The organism is Acinetobacter sp. Marseille-Q1618 (assembly GCF_902809855.1).
Taxonomy (GTDB): Bacteria; Pseudomonadota; Gammaproteobacteria; order Pseudomonadales; family Moraxellaceae; genus Acinetobacter.
This window is the reverse complement of the sequence record NZ_CADDWJ010000002.1, coordinates 1,286,201-1,310,208: the sequence shown is the minus strand read 5'-3', so window position 1 is coordinate 1,310,208 and position 24,008 is coordinate 1,286,201. Positions and strand designations below refer to the sequence as shown.

Below are 24,008 nucleotides of genomic sequence, written 5' to 3'. Positions count from 1 at the left end.
TGTTGTTATTCAGGTTCATATACACTCAATATAGCGCTGATTGTATGGCCTTGATAAGAAATTTCACAGGCAAATTGTCCCAATCCTTCATGCAAATATTGTCGTTCTGCTCGGATTGTCACGATCTCGCCGATTGCAAAAAATGGCACAGGTAAATGTAATTTTCGTGTACCTAAAAGAAATCCTATTTTGGGTGTTTGTCCTAACTTTTGACCTTGCGAACCTGCATAAGCACTGATGGTTTGTGCCATTAACTCAATGCTTGACCATGTCGGTAAACCTTGTGCTTCACAAAACATGAGTTCAGGGCGAATGCTTAACTGTGCTACAGCATAATTTTCCCCAATCTCCACCAAATCATCAATAAACACCATCGGTTTTTGATGGGGAATAAAATCTATTGCATCTAAACTTGGTAATGTATTCATGACAATTTTGTTCCAAAGATTAAGCTGATATTACTTCCCCCAAAAGCAAAAGAATTCGACATAACATAGCTTATTTTATGAGGTAATTTTGCATTTTCTACAAAATTTTGCTCATCCATCTCAACATCAAAAATAGTAGATTGATGTAACGGTAACCATGTTTGGTCTTGTAATACCTGTGTACAAATCAGTGCTTCAATCGCCCCTGCTGCACCTAAGCAATGCCCCGTTTTATGTTTGGTACTGCTCAGTGGCACAAGGTAATCTTGAAATACTTGCTGTACCGCTTTAATTTCCATTGCATCATTTTGTGGGGTTGCGGTGCCGTGCAAATTTAAATAACCAATCTCTTGTGCTTGGATATTTGCCATCTCTAATGCGGTTTGCATGGCTTTGGCGGCACCAAGCCCCTCAGGATGTGGCGCTGAAATATGCCAAGCATCCATCGACTCACCTGCTGACATCAACATGACAGGTGCAGTTTCTTTACTCAACAAAAATAAAACAGCCGCTTCACCAATATTAATACCATCTCGGTGTTGTCCACATGGCTGACAAATACCATTGGACAAACTTTCTAAGCTATCAAAGCCATTTAAGGTGAGTTTACATAAGGTATCGACACCACCAACTAAAACCGCATCAGCCAGTCCCGCATTGATCAAACGTTGTCCTGCTACAAAAGCTTTGGCACTCGAAGAACACGCCGTCGAAATGGTATACGCCACACCTTCCCAAGCCAAATATTGTTGTAAGGCTTTGGCTAAACTACCCATTTCCTGTTTTTTTTGCAGGACTTGAACTGTTTGATCCCCTTGAAAATGACGTTGTAGGATAGGCTCATTGTCCGCAATCCCTGACGTTGAGGTTCCAATGATAATTGCTAAACGTTTAGGGTCAAATTGGGCAGTATATGAACGTAGCTCAGCTTCGATAGCTTGCAAAGCAGTTAAAGTAAAACGTAAGTTTCGAGTTTCAATCGGTTTTAAACTTTCTGGCACAGATTCAATTAAAGCCACTGGACATGCACCAACCCAAACTTTTTTATCTAGAATAAAGTCTGCGCTTAAACTCAGTGTATTCTCCGTTTGGGTCAATGCTTGTTGCATCTGTAGCGCATCCGCACCCAAAGCAGACAAACCAATGCTGAGTTGAATTCCCACTGCAGGATATTTAGCATCTATCTGTTCAGACATTCGGATTTTACTCATTATTTTCTAAAGTATTGACTACTTCGCTAAACACCATTTGATAAGGTACTTGCAAATTTTCCAAATCAGTCTGCGCTGTTGTATGGCGAATATTTAATACTTTTTGTTGATTGATTTCAATTTCCTGAGCAAAGCCATTACTTGTTTTAAGCTTATTTACTTGAACATGTTCAGGTGGCTGTTCAATAAACTGTGGATAAGTTGCAAATAAAATATCACGAACGACAAACTCAAAAGGCAACAACTTCATCGCATCAATGCGTTGCGCTACAGTGACTTTTTGACCATCAAAATGCAATTTAAACAACTGCTGTCCAGTCAAACTCAGCGCTAAAAAATCCAAGTGTTTACCTTTTTGCTCTTGGTAGAGTAAAAAACTAAAACTATGCTCTTTCCACTGGACTTCAACTTGGTCTTGACGTTGATAATGTTGTGCAGTCCATTGCGCAGTGGCTAAACCTTGCGCTTTAGGCAAAAGCTGCTGACAAGCACTCAATGGTATGAGCATCAACAAAGTTAAAGCACACTTCTTCCACGTATTCGGCATTATTCAATCCCAGCCATAGCCACTTGTGATTGCCCTTCTCGACAGTATTCCGCCAACGTACTTAAGCGCTGTTTGGCATTTTTATGAATTGGATTTTTATCATCCCACGCATAACCTGCAAGTAACGATGCAATCATACGACGAATTTTATCATTCTGATTTTTTGAAAAAACCACATCTTGAAACTCACCGTCATACCATGCCTCTACATAAGCACGAAATACTTGAATCCCTTTACGTAATGGTTTTTCATATTCTTGCATCCAGTCTACCTGTCCACCTTGAATAACACGCTCCACCAAAGGTACGGCTAAACTCGAAGATTTTAAGGCAATGGTTACACCCGAAGAAAATACAGGATCTAAAAACTCGCCTGCATTACCGAGTAATGCATAGTTTTCTGCAGCTAAATGTTTAACATCAGCAGAGTACCCCACCAAAGTCCGCACTGGTGTATCAAACTTCTTATTACGAAGGACATATGACAAAGCAGTATCGTCCGCTAAAATACGGGTAAATGTCGCCTGCAATGTTTCAGGACTAGCATCATCAAATTGATAGCGGTCAAAGAAATCTTGCTCTCCCACCACACCAAATGATGCACGCCCATCTGCAAAAGGAATCAACCAATACCATGCACGTGGGTCTTTTTCATGTACGGTAATTAAAATCTTTTCACGATCAAAATCAGGATCATTCAAAATCCCATCTTCAATATGGGTAAAAATAGCACGACGTACAGGAAAATCTGACGGACTTTCAAGGTCTAAAAATTTCGGTAAAATGCGTCCAAAGCCACTGGCATCTAATAAAAATTTAGCTTGAATTTGATATTGTTCAGCCTGTTCATTTTTAACTGTTAAAATAGGATGTTTAGACGCTACATCTACTGCCACGACTTCATGCCCAAAACGAATTTCCGTACCAAGTTGCTCAGCTTGCTGTGCCAACAAATGATCAAAATCCGCACGTCGCACTTGCCATGTCGTGCCAGGTCCTTCGCTAAACTTTTCAGTAAAATCATAGAAACTGCGTTGCTGACCTTTTAAAAAAGCTGCTCCATTTTTAAATTGAAATGCACGTTCTTCAACATGATTTTTAATGGTATCTAATAAACCGGCTTCCTCTAAAAATACCATCGACTGTGGAAGTAAAGATTCGCCTATCGAAAAACGTGGGAAATACTGTTTCTCAATAATCGTAACCGCATAGCCTTTTTTTCTTAATAATGCGGCTGCTGAACTGCCCGAAGGTCCTGCCCCTATAATTAATACATCTGTTTGCTGAATTGAATTCATCATGTCCCCCAATCTCAGCTATCTTGCTGATTCTGTAAAATAATACGATGTTTATTATCTGCTTTAGTAAAAATTGTAGCGTAGATAAATGAAAATATAACGCCAAATAAAACAGTTAAACCAAAACAATGAATGGCATAGGTATGACTAAAAGACAATAAACCAAAACCAAGTAAAGTTGACATCATACATAAAAATAACGCCATTCCAACAACTTGTGGATGATCATGCCCATGTCGATAGAAAATCGCATAATCTACCCCAATCCCAATAATCAAAAATGTCCCCATGATGCTGAATAAATTAATTTCTACACCCAGCCATGCCTGTACAGCGAAAGTACTCAACAACGCCAAACTCACAGGTAATATCAACGCAATAATCGCTTTCATGCCATAGATCACGCCTAAACCGATCAGCAATGCAATCAAAGCATAAAGTAGTAGATACTGCGCTTGAATACGATGCTCATGAAATAATGCAGATAAACTACTCACAGGTTGTAAAAATTGAATTTGCGCTGTTTGTAATTGTGTGAATGCTTGTGCCTGCTGTACACCTTGCACCATCACCAAACGTTCATGATCATTTACTTGTAAAAATGCCAAGGGATGTTGCGTAAAAGCGGATAAACTTAATAATGGCTGTTGTGCCAGTTGCTGCTGCCAACGTACTACATCTTGTACATTGAGCTGCATGGCTTTGGCATAGTTCACCAATTCACTTTTTGGAATCTGTTGTAAAAGCTGAATATTGGCGTGTTGTATTGCCAAAGAAGGGACAGATTGTCCAATGGCTTGCACACTTTTCAACTGTCCTTGCTGTTGCAACTGCTTTAATTTTGTTAACAATCCTTGCTCAAGCTGTTCAAGTTCAGTCTGATTTTTGGCACGAATCACAAAATAATCACTACTTTGCTGTTGCCCAAAACGCTCACGGACATAGTGATCTTCTTGTTTCAGCTTTTGATCCATACTTTGTAAATTACGAATGTCATCATTGGCTTTCAAAAAATAAAGACTGCTGCTCGACACTACCGCAATCACTGCAATCATGCCAAAACGTAATCGATTATGACTGAGCACATAGTCACGTATACGCCCAATAAAACCCAAAGTGTTAATCGCTGGTTGTGCATTCAGTGCCTTCAAACGAGGAAGTAATAAAATACTGGTCAGCCACGCCGCACTTAACCCCACGATTGAGAATACCGCAATTTGTTTAAAGCCTGGAAATGGAGTAAATGTTAAAAACACGTAGGCAACTAAAGTCGTCATCAAGCCCATGAATAAACTGGGCAATACAGGTTTAAGTACCTTAAAACCGTTTACTTTAGGATGTTGCGACTGCAACGCCATAAAATAAAAAGAGAAATCGACACATACCCCGACCAAACTTGCGCCAAAAACCAACGTCATCAGATGAATTTCACCAAATAACCCATGTGTGACTGCAAATGCCAGCAAACATCCACTACTGACCGCGACAAACTCAGTCAACATCGGACGCAAAGACCGAAAACCAAACCAAACCAACAACAACACACCGAGACTTGAACCCAGACCAATCGTGGAAATTTCTTTTTCAGCCGATTGGGTTCCAAAACTTGAAAATAAGAGTGTGCCTGTCCAATGACTCTTTGCTCCGATTTTATTTAACTCAGCATCGAACTGTTGCATCCAAGCCGTTGTATTTTCTTGATAATCAATATTATAAGGACTTTGCGTCAGCTCTAAATTAAAAAAACGAGAATTGCCTTTTTCATCATGAATGGTTGCAAAGCCCTGTTCCATCTCAATCGTTTGATCAGTTTTCTGATTTGACAAATTCATGGCAAAACGAGGAAATAACAACAAAGGGTCTTTTTGCAACAAATCAGCGCTGATCGGCATACCAGGACTCATGATTTGCAACAAGGCTTGCTCAGTTAAACTGGCATAATCTTGTTGTTTTAACAATGCAATATCGTCAGCACTGATCAAGCCTGCATGATGCTGATATAAGGTTTGTGCAAATTTTTCTGTGTCTAACTGCGGCTTTAAAGGTTGCCATAATTGTGTTTCAGCCACACGCTGCTTGAGCAAATCCGTTGCTTGTTGCATCACTTGATCATTGGGTGCATCAATCACCAAAAAAACTTTATTATTCAGTTGTTCGCTGACATATTTTTGTGTTTTTTCGGAAGCCTGATCTTGTTTTTCCTCTGGCAATAAAGCAAAGATATTGGTTTGAATATGAATATCACGTTGCAACCATGCATAAGCTAAACTGGTTACCACGATCAATAATACAGCAACCCAAAGCGCGGTAAATTTATTTTGCCAACTTGAAAAGTGCATCTTCACTCGCCATCATTTGAACAGGTTGAGTCGTATGCTGACTAAATTGAATACTGGTTGCATTATTGGCTTTTTCAGTAATCACAATACGATCAACAAAACGCTGCCCTTGCGCATCGACACGCACAAATAATTTTTTAAATAAACTACTCTTTGGCGTAAGCGTCACATTCCACTGTGTTGGTGAGTAATTTGCAGAAACCACATTAAAGTTTTTCGCCAATGCTGCTTCATTGCCTGACATAAGCTGTAAAAACATGGTCGCTACTGAACCATAGGGTGATTTATCAATTTCAATTTGGCTAAAGGTCCGCTGAGTTTTTTGTACTAATTTTTTCGGTGTCACAATCAAACTGGCTTGTACTGGACTTTGAATTTGCCACAAGACCCCATTTTGTTTAGAAAATAAAACCGTTCCATTGGAAACAAAGGTTTTATTTAAAGATGCAAGTTTCTTTTGTTGTTGGAAATGTGCACGTACTGTCGGGGTAGCTGACAATTGCTTAAAAATCTGACCGACTTGCGTATCCTGTGCAAAACTTACGGTTGAAAATGTCATGCAAACAATCGCAGTACATACACAGCTCAGCAAGAACTTCCATATAGAAAATGCTTGAGATTGAATTCTGATATTTTGCATAAAAAATTTCTCTCCACTCAAGCTAAGCAGGCTGAAAAGCCGACCATGCATTTAAACGCTCAAACAAAACAGGCGGTGATTGAAAACACATTTCTCGCGTTTCAATATGAACTGCAACTTGTGAAGTAAAGCCTTTGGTTAAACGCTTACCTGAATCAGCATCGAAAATTTGATACTCGATTTTCAAACGATTTTCCCATTCTTTTAAAATGGCACGTACCCGTATTTTTTGTTGAAACTCGATGCCTTGTACATAACGTACATAACTTTCAATCACTGGCCACGCATAACCTGATGCTTTCATTTGCACATAGTTGTATTGAAACTCATCTAGTAATTTACAACGCGCAATTTCAAAATATTTGATGTAATGTCCGTGCCAAACAATATTCATGGTATCCACATCATGAAATGGAATCTCAATAATCACATCAGCATGCATAACTTAACTCCATTTCAACTGTTGATCATCGGCCTTTAACAAATCAAATTGCTCAAAACGATTCACCAAACGTTGTAAGTCCTGTTGTAAAGGACGATCTTCCTCTACAAAAGTGAAGCTTTCAAGCACCCAATGTTGGAACTGCGTTAAAACGTCGCCTAATTCTTCAGATAAGCCTTTAAGTTGAATGGCTTGTACTGCGGCACAACAAAGTGCTGCCATCACTTGCTCAGTTAATAAAATCACACGACTGGCATCACGTGCTGCAATCGTCCCCATACTGACTTTGTCTTGATTATGACATTCGGTAGAACGTGAAAAAATTGAAGCTGCGAGTGTTTGTTTTAAAGCTTCTGCTGTCCAAGCGGACACCCCGATTTGTACCGCTTTAAAGCCATGATTAAGTGGTAAACGCTCAAGACTTGAGCCCGTTAAATTCCGTGGTAAACCATGATTCATCTTATGATCGACCAATTGAGCAAGCTGTCGATCCATCAAGTCAGCAATGTTGGCAATCATGATTTTTAAACTGTCCATCGCTTGGGCAATATGTCCACCATAAAAATGCCCGCCATGTAAAACACGCAAGTTCACTGGATCAATCAATGGATTATCATTGCTTGAGTTCAGTTCATTTTCAATAAACTGACGTAACCACAGTTTAGAATCCTCAAAAATCCCAATAATATGTGGTGCACAACGTAATGAATAACGATCTTGCAAACGTGGGCTTTGGTGTGCTGTTTGTACTTCACTGTTTAACCAACTGCGTAATTGTGAAGCAATATGTTGTTGTCCTTGATGTGGCTTTTGTGCAAATAGCACTTCATCAAAATGGCTTGGGTTACCTTCTAAAGCCAAAACATTCAGTGCGGTTACCAAGCTACTAGTTAAAGAAATTTGCTCAGCTTTTTTATAGTTTAGGCAAGCAATTGCGGTCATTACCGCAGTACCGTTCATCAGTGCCAGACCTTCTTTGGGACGTAGCACCAAAGCATCCATCTGATAATCTGCATAGACTTCGTGAATCGGGACAATACGCTGTTGTGAGTGCAAATAAACATCACGCTCTCCCACTAAAGCCCCAGCGATATAGGACAATGGGGTCAGATCTCCACTTGCGCCGACTGAGCCTTCTGATGGAATCACAGGAGTGATATTTTCATTTAGCATCCATACCAGACGTTCTAACAATGCCAATGACACACCCGAATAACCACGTGCCAAAGAGCATAAACGTGTCACCACGACCGCACGTGCTGTGACCAAATCTAAGTTTTGCCCTAAACCACAGCCATGGAAACGTGATAAATGTAATGGTAATTCATATACTTGATGTGCTGGAATCTCCACAAGACAGGAGTCGCCATATCCTGTAGTCACACCATAGATTACGCCTTCCTCGTCTAACAATTGATCAAGAAAATCTGCGCCACGTTGAATCAAATTTCGCCATTCTGCTGTTTCAGGCAGTGCTACACGACAACGATTTTGTGCTACAGCCACAATCTGTTCGATTGTTAATGCTTGCTCCCCGACCACTAAAACTTGCATATTGTTATTTTCCAATTATTTATTCCAAAAGTGATAAAAATTAAACCATTGATAAGGTGCACGTATGCAATGCTGTTCGAGTAAAGCAACATATTGACGGGTAATCACTTGCATAGCAGCTAAACGATTTGCTCGTGGTAAGTCGACTTTGTCAGCCAACATATGAATATGTACATCGAACTGATCTCGTTGCCGATAACAAAACACTGCCAATAAAGGAACTTTGAGTAAACTCGCCAAAATCCAAGCACCTTGTGGCCACTGCGCATCCTCACCTAAAAAACGGACAGTTTGTACACGTTGTGACTGCACTGGCACACGGTCTGCCGCTAAGATCACCCATTCACCTTGATCTAATTTATCTTGTAGTAACATGGCAGTTTCAATCCCTAACTCATCAACTGAGATCAAGTGAATATCTGCTTTATCATTAATTTTCTTTAAAAACTCATTAAATTTAGTGGCATGTTTTTGATAAACCAAAACATTAATTTTTTGCGGATGTTCGGATTTGATCGCGCGTAATAACTCAATATTGCCAAAATGTGACACCATAATGAGCGCACCTTTTTGATAATGTGCTCGAAAATGCTCATGCCCATGCAAATTTAGCTTTTGCTCAGGGATTGCCCCCAACCACCCTTCAATTTTATCTAAAATACATTCACCAAACTGCATAAGATGGGTATAAGTATTTGCAAATGTTGGTGCTTGCAAAAATGGTGAACGTTCACCTGCAAACTGATGTAATTTATTGAGATATTCTAAAGAAGCTTGTTTGGCAAGATTAGAAAATAGCCAATACCACATGATCACAAAATACAATACGATACGACATAACACTCGCCCACCAATGCGATAAAACCATAACATCAAAGTCAGTGGCAACATGCCGCCCTTTTCTTTGAGTTGATTCCATTGTGGACGAGCAGATTCAGACATCCGTTGAACCTGTAAATTTATTTTTTAATAATTTTGGCAAACGTAATAACATGCCTGCCAATAAACGTGAATGTGCCTTGCTCATCCCTAAATTGTCACGCCACACATGAAAATGTGAAATACCTTGCTCAGGGTAAATCACTTTGGTCGGGACATTGATAAAAGGGACATTTTCCCATTTTAAACGCACCAAAATCTCACTATCAAAACCCATACGGGGTTGAAACTTTGCTATATTTAAAATATGAATCGTTTGTGCCAATGGATAAACACGGAAACCACACATGCTGTCTTTAATTTCAAAAGATAAACTGTTGATCCACACCCAAACATGCGTAGCATAACGTCCATATAATCGCCCTTTCGGGACAGACTCATCAAAAATAGGCTGACCAATTACCATGGCTTGCGGATGCTGTTGAGAGATTTCTAAAAACTTTGCGACATCAGCCCAATCATGCTGACCATCTGCATCAATTTGTAAAGCATGACTCAAACCAAGCTCAAATGCTTTGTTTAGACCTGTAATAACTGCCTGACCTTTGCCTTGATTTAGTACGTGTTCCACCAATACAACATGTTTAAATGTAGTCGCTAATGTTCTTAATAGCTGACTACATGCTTCATCACTGCCATCATTGACTAGAATAATAGGCAAGGCAAATTGATTTAAATGTTCAAGCAAAGCCTGAATATAATGTGGATGATTATAAACAGGAATGACAAATCCATAGTTAGACATGTTCAACTCCTGTTGTTTTTGTCCCTAGAGCATCTTGTGCATTTTGCAATATGAACAACAAACGCCCTGAAGCTAACAACTGTTCGGCTGAACGCATTTCAAAATGAATCTTATGCTGTTTTCGGACTAAAGTTAACTCAACGATTGCAAATGGTTTAATCAAATCTTGAAATTTCAGTTGTTCATAACCATTACACCATGCCAAATCTGTCCAAATTTGTTTCGCAAACTGTTGAATGAAAGCAATCTGCCCCACCCCAGGATAGATCGGATAATCAGGGAAATGCCCTTTAAAACACTCAAGTTCAGGAGGAAACTCTAACTGAAATTCAACATGCTCCGCATGTTGCTGTTGTTGTAAAACCACAGGGGAAAATTGCGGTTGAAACAAAGCTTGCATCATTTGTTTATTCAACTTTGACTGGCTATTTCGTGGTAACTGTGACAGGAAACGCCATTGTCTTGGTATTGCGATACTTTCCAATTTATCAGTAAGTTGTTGTTTTAACTGCGTCACAAATTTAGCTTTATGTTCTTGAAGCAAAACTTGCCGTGCATGCTCTGTTAAAACTGCCACACAAACTAAAATCTGCCGATGTTCTTTTTCAGTCAAAAGTACGTGGCATTCTGTAATATCATCTAAAGTTAAAATCTTCTGTTCTATCGCATCTAGACTTAAACGTTTTTCTTCTAATTTTACGATACGATCTAAGCGACCTAATAATTGAAAAGCTGATTTTGTATGTGTTGCATCCAGCACTTTTGCACGATCACCAGTTAAAATCCAATCTTCCGTAAATGCATGATTGGTTTTAACCCCTAATTCATGTTGTTCAGTCACATAAATTTCAACATTAGCAAAAGGCATCCACAGTGCATCATCCTGTTGTCGATGTGCGATCCCACCCGTTTCTGAACTTCCTAGCACTTCAATAATAGGTCGATTTAAATAGGGACGAATACCAGACTCTAACTTTCCGCCTGAAGAATAGACATATTGACAATCTTGCAACACGACATCCTTCGTCCAACGTTTCAGTAAAGCTGGGCTAGAAATGACATAGTTGTGTTGATTAAATACTTTTAATTTCTGCTGTGCCGCAACCACATCTTCTGGAAATGCCAATTGCGTAGCATAAAAACTGCGTCCACTCGCCAAAGGCAACAATAATTTAAACAATAAACCATAAATATGTTGATGACTGACTGTCGCAATGGCAATACAGGCTTTATCTAAATCAAAGCTTTCATCCAAACCTTGTACTTCATTAAGTAACTGACGCAAAGTTCTTGGAATTTTTTTCGGCTGTCCAGTCGAACCTGAAGTATAGAAATAGACTTGTGCTTTTTTCAGAAAATGATCATCAAAACTCAACTGACTCACAGCAAAGTTATTTTTTAAATTTTGTGAATGTTTCGAAATTGGCTGACGACTTAAAAAATAAATACCTTGTTCTGCCAATTCAACTTCTAAATCTTTGACTCGGTTTGGTGCAAGCACAAGCTGTTTTTTAGCGATTAGAGCAGCAAAGAATAAAACTAGAAATTGATAACTGTCATTTTCCCAAAGTGCATATTGTTCAGCATCCAAACATTGCATAGCATTGGCTTGCTGACAAACATCCTGCCAAAAATCGATAAAACGAATTTGATGCAAATCTTCTCGAATACAAAGTGTTTTTGACGATTGGATATGCGTTTGAAAATGACACAACATTTGATATCACTCTTTATTTTGATCGTCTAACTCAACCAAAACTTGCTGATTTAAACGTTGCTGGCGTTTACGTAAAATAAATTCGCCTAAAAATAAAATTCCCATCAAAATATAGGAAATAAAACCATTATAAATCACCCAAACTTTCATGGGTGCAAAGATCACAGTATATAAAGCAATTGTCGCATTCAGTACAAAAAACACACACCATACGATAGTGACCTTCCTCGTCCAAATCACACCAGATTCAGGTAAATCAGGTTCGACCAAACGTGCAAAACGCTCAATCATAGACGGCGGTTTGATCAAAGTTGTTGCGAAAATAATGCCTGCACCAACACTCATAAACACAGGATACATCTTCAACCAAGCATGATCTTTTAAGAGCAAACTTAAACCACCACACAAAATTGCAAACCAAGTCAGAGGTAGCAGCAAGGGATTACCTTTGCTCAATAATCGCACCACACCCAGTACAATTAAAATCACACTCACCCAAAGAAAGTGTCCTTGAGATAATCCCCAACCGACTAAAAAGGGATACAAAATCATTAAAATAATGACGATCCCTTTTACAACCGATTTCATTCAGCCGACATATTTTGAATGACCGTCACCACATCTTGTACAGTACGGACATTTTTAAAATCTTCAGGTTGTACTTGTTTACCTGTTAATTCTTTAATTTTCACAACCAAATCAATCGCATCAATACTATCGACATCAAGGTCTGAATATAAATTTGAATCAAGCTGAATATCTTCAGGCTCAATTTCAAATAAATCGTTCATCCACTCACGAAGTTTTTCTAAAATTTGCGCTTGCGTTAACATCTTAACCTCTTATGCTTGTTGTTGGCTTTCGACCAAAGCAGCTAAACTTTGAATTGATTTAAAGTGCTGCTTGGTATCTGCAGACTCAGCATTAAGATGGATGTTATAACGCTTTTTCAACGCCAAACCTAATTCTAATGCGTCAATCGAATCTAAACCTAAACCATCCCCAAATAAAGGTGCTTCAGTGTCGATATCATCTATGCTGATGTCCTCGAGTGCAAGTACATCAATAATCATTTGTTTTAATTCATCAGCAAGATTGCTCATTGTTAGATAACTCTTGATTAAAAAATTGTTGAAGTTTCTGATTTAATTGACGAACTTGCTTTGGAGAAACCTGAGTATCTGCGAGAACTTCATCAATCTGTATGGCATCCAAAACCTTAATTTGGATATGAAATGGCTCAGATGGAACATGATACCATTTTTCATTTTTAGTTAATGTCGATGGCGTACACCGAATAAGAATCGGACGAATCGGGACATGAGCACGTAAAGCAATATTGGCAGCACCCCGCTGAAACTCATTTAAAATCTCGCCTTTGGCAGTACGTGTACCTTCAGGGAAAATCAGTAACGATGCCGCTTGGTCTTCTTGTAATCGTGCTACACAATCCTGAATAAATTGCTCTGAACCCGCATTTAAAATATATCCTGCTGAACGCACCGGCCCTTTAGTAAATGGATTTGACCACAAGGCTTCTTTGACTACACAGTTGGCTTTTTCCATTAGACCGATCAAGACCACGACATCTACTAAAGTTGGATGATTAGCAATCACAAGTTCTTGTCGACTTTGCTGTAATTTTTCCAAGCCTTCGATCTTATAGGTCATGATGCCCAACTTGACCATCATTTCAGTAAAACCTTTGAAACTGTAGCGGATGACTTGTTGTGCACGCTCTTGTCTGGTTTTTGGATCTGTACTGCTTAGATTCACTAAAGGCGCAATAATGCCACCGATCGCAACGCCTCCTAAACCAAAACTTGCAAAACTAAAACCCGTTGCACCTACACGCCACACATGGTTTATTTTTTTTCGAATTTTTTTCATCATGAGTATCTTGACCATGCAGCATAATTTTGCTGTGAGGGCTGTGTCCAAAAATTATAAAAACATTTTGCCTCTAAATACTTTGGCTCAATCTCTAGCAAACCTTGCTCATTCAACCGCAAACTTGAACTTGATAAATCAACCAGCGCAGCCAATGCAAAACCTTCAAAATCTTGATGTTCGCTATACACTTCAGGCAAAGCTTCATCGTAATACACCACCATCGCACGCCCTTGCGGGCATACTGTTTTTAAATACGCATAAGCCTCAATCACAGCTTCCGACCAACTCGCGCATAAACTTGTTGAAGGTGTTGCATCTTGACACAAGATTGAATACAAACCTGCAATCGCATTATGAACAGAGGTTGAAAATTGCGTTGGTGAAGGTGTTATATCTTGTAGTACATCTTCTAAAATTTTATAGGTTTTATGTTCGTCGCCATATTGCGATGCCCAAACAATATAATCGACCTGACCTTGATTTAAGCATTCAATCGCACTATTTAAAGCTAACTTGGCAATAGAAGATAAACGTCGACGCTGCATGGCAGGAATATGCGCAAGCGCAGGAAAACCCTCTCCCGCACAACTGTATTTAAGTTGTGAGATATTTAAGTGAATCATATTGAGTCATCTACCTACCACATCGCTATGCTATTTTTTGCCGCAACCCCAAAATTGCGTGCCGATTATATCACTGCGTAGTAAAAATATTCATAAGGAATCAATTTGTTTTTTGTATTTTTAGAAAATTTTTTAATCAGATAACAAAAACACCCAAATTTCACTTTGAGTGTTTTTATTTTAAATCTATAACACAATGAAAATTAACGTTTAAATTTCTTTTCAGCTTTTTTAAACTTCTGAATATAACGACGACGACGTGCCGCAGTTCGCTCATCTATTTGTGATTTACGTCCTTCAAATGGGTTTTCTGACGTTTTAAAATCAATTCGTACAGGCGTTCCTTCAAGTTTATATACTTTACGGAAGACATTTTCCAAATAACGACGATAATCCGCAGGCGTTTTATCTACTTTATTGCCGTGAATCACAATTGTTGGTGGATTTTGTCCACCCATATGGGCATAACGCATTTTGATGCGTTTACCACTAAACATTGGCGGTTGATGTGCATCTGTCGCATCATTCAAAATTTGAGTGAGTTTTGCAGGTGATACTTTTAAATGTGAAGAATCATAAGCACGATGAATCGAAGGATATAAATCCCCTACCCCTGTACCATGTAATGCTGAAATTAAATGAATTTTTGCCCAAGGAATAAAATCAAAACGACGCTCGACATCGAGCTTACATTGTTTACGATCATATTCAGTCATGTTGTCCCATTTGTTAATGGCAATCACCATGGCACGCCCTGCTTCAAGTGCGTAACCGATCAAATGTAAATCTTGTTCAACAATCCCTTCACGTGCATCGACTACAATCACCACTACATGTGCATCTTTCATCGCTTGCAAAGTTTTCACGACTGAGAATTTCTCAATCATTTCATCCACTTTGCCTTTACGACGCACCCCTGCGGTATCGATCAATGTATATTGACGACCATCACGCTCAAAAGGAATATAAATCGAGTCACGCGTTGTACCTGGTTGGTCAAAAGCAACCACACGTTCTTCGCCCAGCAAACGGTTGACTAAAGTTGATTTACCGACATTTGGACGACCAATAATTGCCAAACGTAAACCTGTCGCTTTATCGTGCTCTTCTTCACTTTCATCTTCAGGAATATCTTCGAGCACATCTTCAAGCATTTGTTGCACACCACGACCATGGCTGGCAGCAACTTGTAAGGGTTCACCCATACCGAGTTTGAAAAATTCAACCAAAGCAGCTTCAGCATGTACACCATCTACTTTATTAGCAACTAAAAATACTTTTTTACCTAATGTGCGTAATTCACGTGCGATTTGCTCATCAGATGCCAACAATCCTGCACGAGCATCCACCACAAAAATGATAATGTCGGCTTCATTAATGGCAGTTTTCGACTGTTCTGCCATATAAGAGTCGATACCACCTTCACTTTCACCAATACCACCAGTATCTACCACGATGAAAGATTTATTTTGGTAAACTGCATCACCATATTTACGGTCACGTGTCAGACCAGCAAAGTCTGCGACCAATGCATCACGACTCTTGGTAATCTGGTTAAATAATGTTGATTTTCCGACGTTCGGACGTCCAATGAGCGCAATTACGGGTTTCATAGATTAACCTTAATTCAAGATCAGCCAGTTGGACTGGTCTGAACATCAGAGAGCGAGGAAGAATGTAGAAGCAAATGCTTCAAGACCTTTCGATCAAATTCATTAAAACAAAGAACTCGGGGTATTGAAATTCAATCACCCCGAGTCTTTAAAAATATATAGGCACTAGTTTAACACAAGCGTTAAAAAAATTAACGGTTCTGCCAAACAGTTAATTTACCTGTGCGTGTTGCAACATAGAGTTGGTTATCAATCACACGTAAAGTACGCACTTCACCACTGGTTTTTGAGCGACCAACGATCGTACCTGAGTTTGGATCAATCAGATGTAACACACCATCCAAATCTCCAACAACCAAATATTGACCTAACATCACCGCATTACTTAGTTGACGATTTAACAATTGATCATTTGACCAAATCACTTGACCTGAGGACAAATCCAGTGCAGCAACTTTACCATTGCTTTGCGCCACAAATACTTTATTGTCATAAACTTCTGGACGTGTTGCACTGCCTGCATCAACACTCCAAATCACACGTTGTGAAGCTAAGTCGAGTACTGTCACTTGACCTTGATAGCTATTGGTCACAACATACTGACCCACCACCACAGGCTCGCCATCGACATCGATTAAACGTTGAATATCTGAACGCCCTTCTGTCACCGCAACACGACGTTGCATACGCGGCATGCCAGATAAACTATCAATAGCATACACATACCCTGTTGAAGTCGCTACTGCGATTGTTCTTGGATCAAGCTCTACTGGTGCAGCTTGTCCACGTAAGCTAAATGAAGCATTTGAAAGTTTATATGTCCACGCTTGTTGACCTGTTTCTTGATCAAAAGCATATACCGTACCATCATTCGCTACCACGATCACACGACCCGTTTGGATATGTGCTGGACTAATGATCGCACCTGAAAGTTGTGCAACCCATTTTTGCTCGCCTGTTGCTTGATCTAAAGCAAACAATTGACCTTTGGTATTTCCAACAATCACTAAACCTTGTGCTGCTTCAACACCTGAACTTAAGCCATTTTTAGTGACTTTTTTCGACCAAAGACGTTGTTTTCCCTGATAGGCTTCAACTTTTCCATTCGGATCGAGCAAGAAAATCGTGCCATTGTCTGCATCAAGTCTTAAACGTAATGGATCTTCTTTATCTGTTGAAGAAACACTTTGTGAAAATACTTGCGTGAGTCCTGTTGCCTGTGCAATTTTTGGCAATGGATTTGGTTTAACTTTTTCCTCTTTGACTTTATTGCTTGAACAGCCAATAAGTGCTGCTGATAATATTGCCAAAGCAAAAGGTATTTTATATTTTCTATCCATTAAGACTCTTCCACTTGTGTTTCTAAAATTGGGCGTTCAAAATCAGGATCATCTACTAATACGCCGACACTTTCGAGTTTAATTTGTAAAATTTGACGCTCTTGTTTACGTTCCAATAACGCATCCCATGCAGCTTGATATGATTTTTTCGCATTTGCAACATCATTTTTTACCACATAAATGTCGCCTTTCATTTCTTCTGCAGTCGCTTTGAAAGTCGGCTCATTCACTGCTGACAATGTTTTTAGCGCTTCATCATATTTCTTTTGTGCAAATTGTGCATCTGCTAAACGGATTTTAACCGCTTGTAAAATCCCTTTATCATCGATTTTAGAATTTTCAACTTTTTTTAGTTCACGCTCAGCTTTGGCATAGTCTGCTTGCTCATATGCCAATTTCGCCATGGCAAATTGAGTTTGAATCGCTTGAATCGAATCTGGATTTTCTTTCACCAATTTATCTGCAGACGTTGCTAGAGCAGCCGTTGCTTTTGCATCACCTTGAGCCGCTTGTGCTTGATCAAGTAATTGCTGCACTTTAGCAGTTTGATTTTGCGCATTCGCTAGATTGTTCTTTTGCCAATATTCCCAACCAAAAAAGGCAATCAACGCAATGAGAACGCCGCTCACCATAGCTGAGCCATATTTTTTAAAAAATGACTTTAAACTATCTAGTTGTTCTTCGTCAGTCATTGCGCTCATGTGATTGCCCTTTTACTCATGTTTTCAGTTATTTTGAAGAAAGTTTTTCTATAGAAAATGCCACTAAGTCAGCGACTGTGACTTCATGTTGTTCTGCTGTTGCAAGCTCTTTGACTAAGACCTGTTGTGCTGCCTGTTCACGTTCACCATAAATCAAGGCATATACTGCACCCGACTGGTCTGCCTTTTTCATTTGGCTTTTCATTGAACCTTGTGAGCCTGTTTTTAAGCGAATAGCACTATTTGCTGTTTCAAGCTGATCACGAATTTGCTCTGCTAAAACTAAAGCTTTGCCCTGTGTTGCTGGATCAGACACCAAGAACAATTCACACTCACGGACTGGCGTATTATCTTCAACTTGCTCAAGAAGCAATAATAAACGCTCCATCCCCATCGCAAAACCAACAGCTGGTACAGATTGCTCTGGTTTACCTTTTAACTGCCCGACTAAACCATCATAACGACCACCTGCACATACTGTACCTTGTGAACCCAAATGTGTAGTTGTCCATTCAAAAACAGTTTTATTGTAATAATCTAAACCACGTACCAATTTTTGATTGATTACAAATTCTATACCAGCATCAGTTAAATATTGCTGCAACTGTGCAAAATGCTGCATGGTATTCTCACCCATGAAGTCATGTAGCTTAGGTGCATTTTCCAAGATTTCTTGAGTACGCGCATCTTTAGAATCTAAAATACGCAGTGGATTAGTACTTAAACGGCGCTGAGAATCTTCGTCCAATTCTGCTTTATGCGCATTTAAAAACTCAACCAATGCCGCACGATATTCAGCACGTTCATCGGACTCGCCTAAAGTATTTAACTCTAAACGCACTTTATCTGCGACACCCATACGTTTCCACAAACGTGCAGTCATCAAAATCAATTCTGCATCTTGGTCAGGTGTTGCAACTCCAAAAGTTTCCACACCAAACTGATGAAACTGACGATAACGCCCTTTTTGTGGTTTTTCATAACGGAACATCGGTCCCACATACCAAACACGTGGATTTGCACCACGAAGTAAGTTATGTTCAAGCATGGCACGCACACACCCTGCTGTTCCTTCAGGACGCAAAGTCAAAGACTCAGGCGGATTACCTTTGTCTAAAAATGTGTACATTTCTTTTTCAACGATATCCGTTGCATCACCAATAGAACGTTTAAACAAATTGGTTTGCTCAACCATCGGCAAACGAATTTGTTGATAACCATACACATCCATCAATGATGCTAGATGCTGCTCTAAACGTCTCCACGCAGGTGTTTGCGTTGGAAGAATATCGTTAAAACCTTTAATTGCGACAATTGAACTCATGACTTACTCAGAAAAACTTGTGCGGATAATCTCTTTAGCTTTAGCTTCTTCAAGCTCTGTAACACGTTGACGAACCATTGCTTCGATTTCATCAACCAATTGATTTGTATCAATCAAATGGCTTTTTTCACCATTACGATAGACCAGTGAACGTGGTGCAGCACCGACCACACCGATGTCAGCCTCTTTGGCTTCACCTGGCCCATTGACTTTACAGCCGATCACGGACACATCCATCGGTGTACGCACATCTTCTAAACGCTCTTCTAAAGTTTGCATCACTTTGATCACGTTAAATTCTTGACGTGAACAACTTGGGCAAGCGATAAAATTAATGCCATTAGAACGCAAGCTCAATGATTTTAAAATATCAAAACCGATTTTAATTTCTTCCTCAGGCTCTGCTGCCAAAGAAATGCGCATGGTATCGCCAATGCCTTCCATCAACAAACCACCTAAAGCAATCGCTGATTTAACAGAACCTGTGCGGTACACACCTGCTTCTGTTACACCCAAATGCAATGGATTGTCGATTTGCTTAGAGAGTAAGCGATAAGCATCCATGGTTAAAAATACATTCGATGCTTTGACCGATACTTTAAATTCTTGGAAATCTAAACGATCTAAAATATCAATATGACGCATCGCTGATTCTAGTAATGCCGCACCTGTAGGCTCGCCATATTTTTTTTGAATATCTTTTTCTAGCGAACCTGCATTTACCCCAATTCGCATCGAAATATCATGATGTTTTGCTGCAGCAACCACTTCACGGATTTTCGCTTCCGAGCCAATATTCCCTGGATTAATACGTAAACAATCTGCACCAAAGTCAGCCACAGCCAAAGCAATTTTATAATCAAAGTGAATATCTGCAACCAAAGGCACAGAAACACGTTTACGGATTTCACCAAAAGCTTGGGCTGCTTCCATGCTTGGCACAGATACACGCATAATGTCCGCACCTACATCGACACAGCGTTGAATCTGCGCAACAGTTGCTTCGACATCACAAGTTTCTGTGTTAGTCATACTTTGGATGCTGATGGGAGCATCGCCACCCACATACACCGAACCGACACGAATTTTTCGGGTTGGACGACGTTTAATCGGATTTTCAATCATTGTACCGCTCGACTCAATGTGATTAACGAGATAAACGGAATTCTGCTTTTCCGTTCACAGTATATGGAGACAATGAAATCTGTTCATTATTAAGGCTTAATGACACTGCAGAGGCATCATCAAGTCGAATCTGGAATGGAGACTCACCTGTCAAAGTCAAAGTTGACGATTGACGACCTGTTGCCAATACTTTGCCTGTACTGTCCACAATATTTACAGAAGTTGGATGACTAAAGTTTAACACCATTTGGTCACCTGTCGTTGTGCCAGCCGCATTGTTCAATGACAATACTTCAACCCCTGATTGTTGTGGTTTAGCATCAACATCATCATTTTTACTTGCTGACCATTTTTGAATACCAGCAACCACCGCCCAAATCACTGCCAATGCAATCAGCGCAATCAAAGCCCGTTTCAGCCATTTTTTATTACGATCGCTGTTTGAGCCAGGCAGTTTACCCATAATTTTAATGGGTGAATTATTTAAAGCGTGATTTGGTAACAAACCTGTATCATTTTGATAAATATCATCAAAACGTTGAATGATTGCAGTTGCATCTACATTCAAATATTTTGCATAGGAACGATAATAGCCTTTAATAAAGGTCGCTTCAGGTAAAGATTTATAATCATCTTTTTCTAAAGCTTCCAAAGTTTTTAAAGGCATATTTAAGTCCGTAGCAGCGACTTTAATATCACGATGTTGTGAAACACGCACTTGACGTAAGTACTCGCCCGGACGCTGAACATTTCCTAAACCATTAGGTGCTACGTTTGAACCAGTAGGTTGCTGTGAATTAGGATTTACTTCCATACGGCCTCAGTACTGTACTGTAATTGCAAATAACGTTGATATTGTTGACTTTCAGGGAATAATGCACGTAATTGATTAACCAATACCTGCGATCCCATCTGATCGCCATTCGCTCTTGCGATACGAATTCCGATCCAAAGCGCTCTTGGATCTTGATTTTTTTGACCCACTAAACGAACAAACTGCTCATACAACTGACTTGCTAGAGCATTTTGTTGTTTTAAATATAATAGTTCTGACAACTCGATTAAAGATATAACCGAATCTCGATTGACTTGGAGGGCTTGCTTGAATGTTTTTTCGGCATTTTCACTATCCCCAGTCAACAAATAAACTCTACCAAGATTTTCCAAAGCTTTATAGCGTTGGTCATAGCCTAAACTTGCACCTGCAATCTTGAATTGTTCAATGGCATCATTATAACGTTTCGATAAATATAAGTAAGTCCCATAATTATTACGGGCTTGAGCATTGTCTGGATCACGAGAAATAGCACGTTTAAAATATCCATCTGCTTTATCCATGCTGATTTTACTGCCTTCTTGTTGCAGTAAAACCCCCATCATCATATTTGCAGTGGAGTCACCAGAGTCTATTTCTAAGGCTTGATCTAGCGAGCGTTTTGCCGCATCTAAATCATTGGTTCTAATATATTCAGCAGCCAATTGAGTTCGTACTTTCACTGCTTTTTCAGGATCTTTTTTCAAAACTGATCCAGTTTGTGTCGTTTGACATGCTTGTGTCAACAACGCAGCGCAACAGATCGCTGCAATTGCGACTGTTTTTTGGTACATTTTATTTCTCAAAGCCTGATCCCCATATTTAATTTTAAAAATGGTCAACCTTGTGAACGCAAAATCTCGTTCTGCTGTGCCACTTTCTTTTTCCATTGTTCTGCACGACGGGTACGGTCAGCCACTTGTCCGACCAATTGACCACACGCTGCATCAATATCATCACCACGTGTCTGACGAATCGTACACACAAATCCCGCATCAGACAAAGTTTTTTGAAAAGAAATAATGCGATTACGACTTGAACGCCCATATGGTGCGTGTGGAAATGGGTTAAATGGAATTAAATTAATTTTACTTGGTAAATTTTTCAACAACTTAATCATTTGTTGTGCATGTTCTGGTTGATCATTCACACCTTCCAACATGACATATTCGATGGTGACATGCTTACGAGAACTTTCATTTCCATCTTTAGCAATATAACGCTGACATGCTGCAATCAATTGTTCTAATGGATATTTTTTATTAATTGGCACAAGCTCATTACGAAGTTCATCATTTGGTGCATGTAAAGAAATCGCTAAAGCAACATCTATATCTTGTGCCAACTGATCAATTTTTGGCACTACACCAGAAGTTGAGAGGGTTACACGACGTTTCGACATGCCATATGCAAAGTCATCTAACATGATATTCATTGAGCTAAGTACAGCATCATAATTGAGCAATGGCTCACCCATGCCCATCATCACCACATTGGTCACTGATCGCTCACGTTCAGCAACAGGCACTTCTTCCATATAAGAATAGTTTGCCATCCACAACTGACCGATAATTTCCGCAGGAGTTAAGTCACGCTGAAAGCCTTGTTTGCCTGTAGAACAGAATGAACAGTCCAAAGCACAACCCACTTGTGAGGAAATACACAAAGTTTTACGTGAACCTGTTTTATCTTCAGCAGGAATCAGCACAGTTTCAACCAAAGAGCCTTCACCTTCACCAACACGGAATACCCATTTACGAGTTCCATCTTTTGAATAATTACGGTGTACTACTTCTGGCGCTTCAATCACGCAAACCTTTTCTAGTTTTTCTCTTAATTTTCCTGAAATATTGGTCATCTCAGCAAAGTCAGTCACAAAAAATTGGTGAATCCATTTCATTACCTGTCCAGCACGGAATTTTTTCTCCCCCATGTCTTCGAAGAATTCTTCCAACTGCGGACGTGACATGCCCAGTAAATTCACTTTCTGTACATGTGTTTGCTGTGCAGTTTTTGATGATGCAGGCTTCTGTTCATCTTGTGTTAATGATGAAGCAACAACTTCAGAATTCATGGGTATTACCTAAAAACATGCCGATGGGTAGGATTCGTTCAATATTCGAACATTAAAAATAAAAAAACCAGACAAGCAGTATAACACTTATCTGGTTCAGGGTCTGTTTACAATTTACAAAAGGCTGAATGCTTCAGCGATCTATTTTAGACCCTAACGACTCAGAATTAACGAGTACGTGGGCAAACTTCAGTTTGAGCGAAGAAGTAGTTTACTTCGCGGTCAGCAGAAGCAACAGAGTCAGAACCGTGAGCCGCATTTTCATCGATGCTTACAGCGAAATCTGCACGGATTGTACCAGGAGCAGCTTCTTTAGGATTTGTTGCACCTAAGATTTCACGGTGAGCAAGTACTGCATTTTCACCTTCAAGCACAGATACTACAACTGGGCCAGAAGTCATGAAAGCAACTAAGTCAGCAAAGAAACCACGTTCTTTATGTTCAGCGTAGAAACCTTCAGCTTCAGCTTGAGAAAGGTGTTTCATTTTAGTCGCAACGATTTTAAGACCAGCTTTTTCGAAACGAGCAAAGATATCACCGATGTGGTTTTTAGCAACTGCGTCTGGTTTTACGATAGATAAAGTACGTTCAATAGCCATGATTGGCTCCTTAAGTCAAATTGACACGAAAATTTTGGCGCA

The 24,008-nt window shown here is 39.6% G+C and carries 25 protein-coding genes; all 25 read right to left on the bottom strand.

Annotation, left to right across the window (positions count from 1 at the left end; translation table 11 throughout):
- Positions 1 to 5: 5 nt before the first annotated feature.
- The 25 genes from HUS24_RS13460 to ndk all read right to left on the bottom strand — a co-directional run bounded on the left by HUS24_RS13460 (position 6) and on the right by ndk (position 23,966).
- A complete protein-coding gene (locus HUS24_RS13460; RefSeq protein WP_173912435.1) occupies positions 6 to 428 on the bottom strand; it encodes a 3-hydroxylacyl-ACP dehydratase in 423 nt (140 codons plus the stop codon).
- On the bottom strand, positions 425 to 1,624 hold the full coding sequence (locus HUS24_RS13455; RefSeq protein ID WP_173912434.1) for a beta-ketoacyl-[acyl-carrier-protein] synthase family protein: 1,200 nt from the start codon (positions 1,622 to 1,624) through the stop codon (positions 425 to 427). Before HUS24_RS13455 ends, HUS24_RS13460 begins: the two co-directional genes overlap by 4 nt.
- Before the next feature lie 7 nt (positions 1,625 to 1,631).
- The gene (locus tag HUS24_RS13450) at positions 1,632 to 2,186 is read right to left on the bottom strand and encodes a DUF3261 domain-containing protein (protein WP_173912433.1); all 555 of its coding nucleotides are present in this window, start codon (positions 2,184 to 2,186) and stop codon (positions 1,632 to 1,634) included.
- Positions 2,186 to 3,484, bottom strand: coding sequence for an NAD(P)/FAD-dependent oxidoreductase (locus tag HUS24_RS13445; protein WP_173912586.1), 1,299 nt, complete (start codon positions 3,482 to 3,484; stop codon positions 2,186 to 2,188). The genes HUS24_RS13450 and HUS24_RS13445 overlap by 1 nt, the downstream gene beginning before the upstream one ends.
- 14 nt (positions 3,485 to 3,498) lie before the next feature.
- Positions 3,499 to 5,823 (bottom strand): MMPL family transporter, encoded by a 2,325-nt coding sequence (locus HUS24_RS13440; protein WP_173912432.1) that lies wholly within the window; start codon positions 5,821 to 5,823, stop codon positions 3,499 to 3,501.
- The gene (locus HUS24_RS13435) at positions 5,798 to 6,382 is read right to left on the bottom strand and encodes an outer membrane lipoprotein carrier protein LolA (protein WP_173912585.1); all 585 of its coding nucleotides are present in this window, start codon (positions 6,380 to 6,382) and stop codon (positions 5,798 to 5,800) included. Before HUS24_RS13435 ends, HUS24_RS13440 begins: the two co-directional genes overlap by 26 nt.
- Before the next feature lie 103 nt (positions 6,383 to 6,485).
- Positions 6,486 to 6,905 carry a thioesterase family protein gene (locus HUS24_RS13430; protein ID WP_173912431.1) on the bottom strand — a complete coding sequence of 140 codons (420 nt, stop codon included), beginning with the start codon at positions 6,903 to 6,905 and terminating at the stop codon, positions 6,486 to 6,488.
- A 3-nt stretch (positions 6,906 to 6,908) separates the two neighbouring features.
- Complete coding sequence (gene hutH / locus HUS24_RS13425; RefSeq protein ID WP_173912584.1) at positions 6,909 to 8,459, bottom strand: histidine ammonia-lyase; 1,551 nt, start codon at positions 8,457 to 8,459, stop codon at positions 6,909 to 6,911.
- A gap of 15 nt (positions 8,460 to 8,474) precedes the next feature.
- Positions 8,475 to 9,401 (bottom strand): acyltransferase, encoded by a 927-nt coding sequence (locus tag HUS24_RS13420; RefSeq protein ID WP_173912430.1) that lies wholly within the window; start codon positions 9,399 to 9,401, stop codon positions 8,475 to 8,477.
- Positions 9,394 to 10,143 (bottom strand): glycosyltransferase family 2 protein, encoded by a 750-nt coding sequence (locus HUS24_RS13415; RefSeq protein ID WP_173912429.1) that lies wholly within the window; start codon positions 10,141 to 10,143, stop codon positions 9,394 to 9,396. The genes HUS24_RS13420 and HUS24_RS13415 overlap by 8 nt, the downstream gene beginning before the upstream one ends.
- Positions 10,136 to 11,860, bottom strand: coding sequence for an AMP-binding protein (locus tag HUS24_RS13410; protein ID WP_173912428.1), 1,725 nt, complete (start codon positions 11,858 to 11,860; stop codon positions 10,136 to 10,138). Before HUS24_RS13410 ends, HUS24_RS13415 begins: the two co-directional genes overlap by 8 nt.
- 6 nt (positions 11,861 to 11,866) lie before the next feature.
- A complete protein-coding gene (locus HUS24_RS13405; protein ID WP_173912427.1) occupies positions 11,867 to 12,448 on the bottom strand; it encodes a septation protein IspZ in 582 nt (193 codons plus the stop codon).
- Entirely contained in the window at positions 12,445 to 12,693 is a 249-nt protein-coding gene (locus tag HUS24_RS13400; RefSeq protein WP_173912426.1) for an acyl carrier protein, read from the bottom strand. The genes HUS24_RS13405 and HUS24_RS13400 overlap by 4 nt, the downstream gene beginning before the upstream one ends.
- A gap of 9 nt (positions 12,694 to 12,702) precedes the next feature.
- Positions 12,703 to 12,963, bottom strand: a complete 261-nt coding sequence (locus tag HUS24_RS13395) for a phosphopantetheine-binding protein (protein WP_173912425.1) — start codon at positions 12,961 to 12,963, stop codon at positions 12,703 to 12,705.
- Positions 12,947 to 13,759 (bottom strand): 1-acyl-sn-glycerol-3-phosphate acyltransferase, encoded by an 813-nt coding sequence (locus HUS24_RS13390; RefSeq protein WP_173912583.1) that lies wholly within the window; start codon positions 13,757 to 13,759, stop codon positions 12,947 to 12,949. Before HUS24_RS13390 ends, HUS24_RS13395 begins: the two co-directional genes overlap by 17 nt.
- On the bottom strand, positions 13,750 to 14,376 hold the full coding sequence (locus HUS24_RS13385; RefSeq protein ID WP_173912424.1) for a beta-ketoacyl synthase chain length factor: 627 nt from the start codon (positions 14,374 to 14,376) through the stop codon (positions 13,750 to 13,752). The genes HUS24_RS13390 and HUS24_RS13385 overlap by 10 nt, the downstream gene beginning before the upstream one ends.
- Before the next feature lie 203 nt (positions 14,377 to 14,579).
- A complete protein-coding gene (der, locus tag HUS24_RS13380) occupies positions 14,580 to 15,989 on the bottom strand; it encodes a ribosome biogenesis GTPase Der (protein WP_065994424.1) in 1,410 nt (469 codons plus the stop codon).
- A gap of 191 nt (positions 15,990 to 16,180) precedes the next feature.
- Positions 16,181 to 17,329: an outer membrane protein assembly factor BamB gene (gene bamB, locus HUS24_RS13375; RefSeq protein ID WP_173912423.1), complete on the bottom strand. Its 1,149-nt coding sequence runs from the start codon at positions 17,327 to 17,329 to the stop codon at positions 16,181 to 16,183.
- Positions 17,329 to 18,030, bottom strand: coding sequence for a tetratricopeptide repeat protein (locus HUS24_RS13370; RefSeq protein ID WP_173912422.1), 702 nt, complete (start codon positions 18,028 to 18,030; stop codon positions 17,329 to 17,331). The genes bamB and HUS24_RS13370 overlap by 1 nt, the downstream gene beginning before the upstream one ends.
- Before the next feature lie 28 nt (positions 18,031 to 18,058).
- Positions 18,059 to 19,354: a histidine--tRNA ligase gene (gene hisS, locus HUS24_RS13365; protein ID WP_173912421.1), complete on the bottom strand. Its 1,296-nt coding sequence runs from the start codon at positions 19,352 to 19,354 to the stop codon at positions 18,059 to 18,061.
- Between the two features lie 3 nt (positions 19,355 to 19,357).
- Entirely contained in the window at positions 19,358 to 20,479 is a 1,122-nt protein-coding gene (gene ispG, locus HUS24_RS13360; protein WP_173912420.1) for a flavodoxin-dependent (E)-4-hydroxy-3-methylbut-2-enyl-diphosphate synthase, read from the bottom strand.
- A 22-nt stretch (positions 20,480 to 20,501) separates the two neighbouring features.
- Complete coding sequence (locus tag HUS24_RS13355; protein ID WP_173912419.1) at positions 20,502 to 21,293, bottom strand: RodZ domain-containing protein; 792 nt, start codon at positions 21,291 to 21,293, stop codon at positions 20,502 to 20,504.
- The gene (pilW, locus tag HUS24_RS13350) at positions 21,284 to 22,087 is read right to left on the bottom strand and encodes a type IV pilus biogenesis/stability protein PilW (protein ID WP_173912418.1); all 804 of its coding nucleotides are present in this window, start codon (positions 22,085 to 22,087) and stop codon (positions 21,284 to 21,286) included. Before pilW ends, HUS24_RS13355 begins: the two co-directional genes overlap by 10 nt.
- A gap of 44 nt (positions 22,088 to 22,131) precedes the next feature.
- Positions 22,132 to 23,367 (bottom strand): 23S rRNA (adenine(2503)-C(2))-methyltransferase RlmN, encoded by a 1,236-nt coding sequence (gene rlmN, locus HUS24_RS13345; RefSeq protein ID WP_173912417.1) that lies wholly within the window; start codon positions 23,365 to 23,367, stop codon positions 22,132 to 22,134.
- 167 nt (positions 23,368 to 23,534) lie between these two features.
- A complete protein-coding gene (gene ndk / locus HUS24_RS13340; protein WP_016166212.1) occupies positions 23,535 to 23,966 on the bottom strand; it encodes a nucleoside-diphosphate kinase in 432 nt (143 codons plus the stop codon).
- Positions 23,967 to 24,008: the final 42 nt, after the last annotated feature.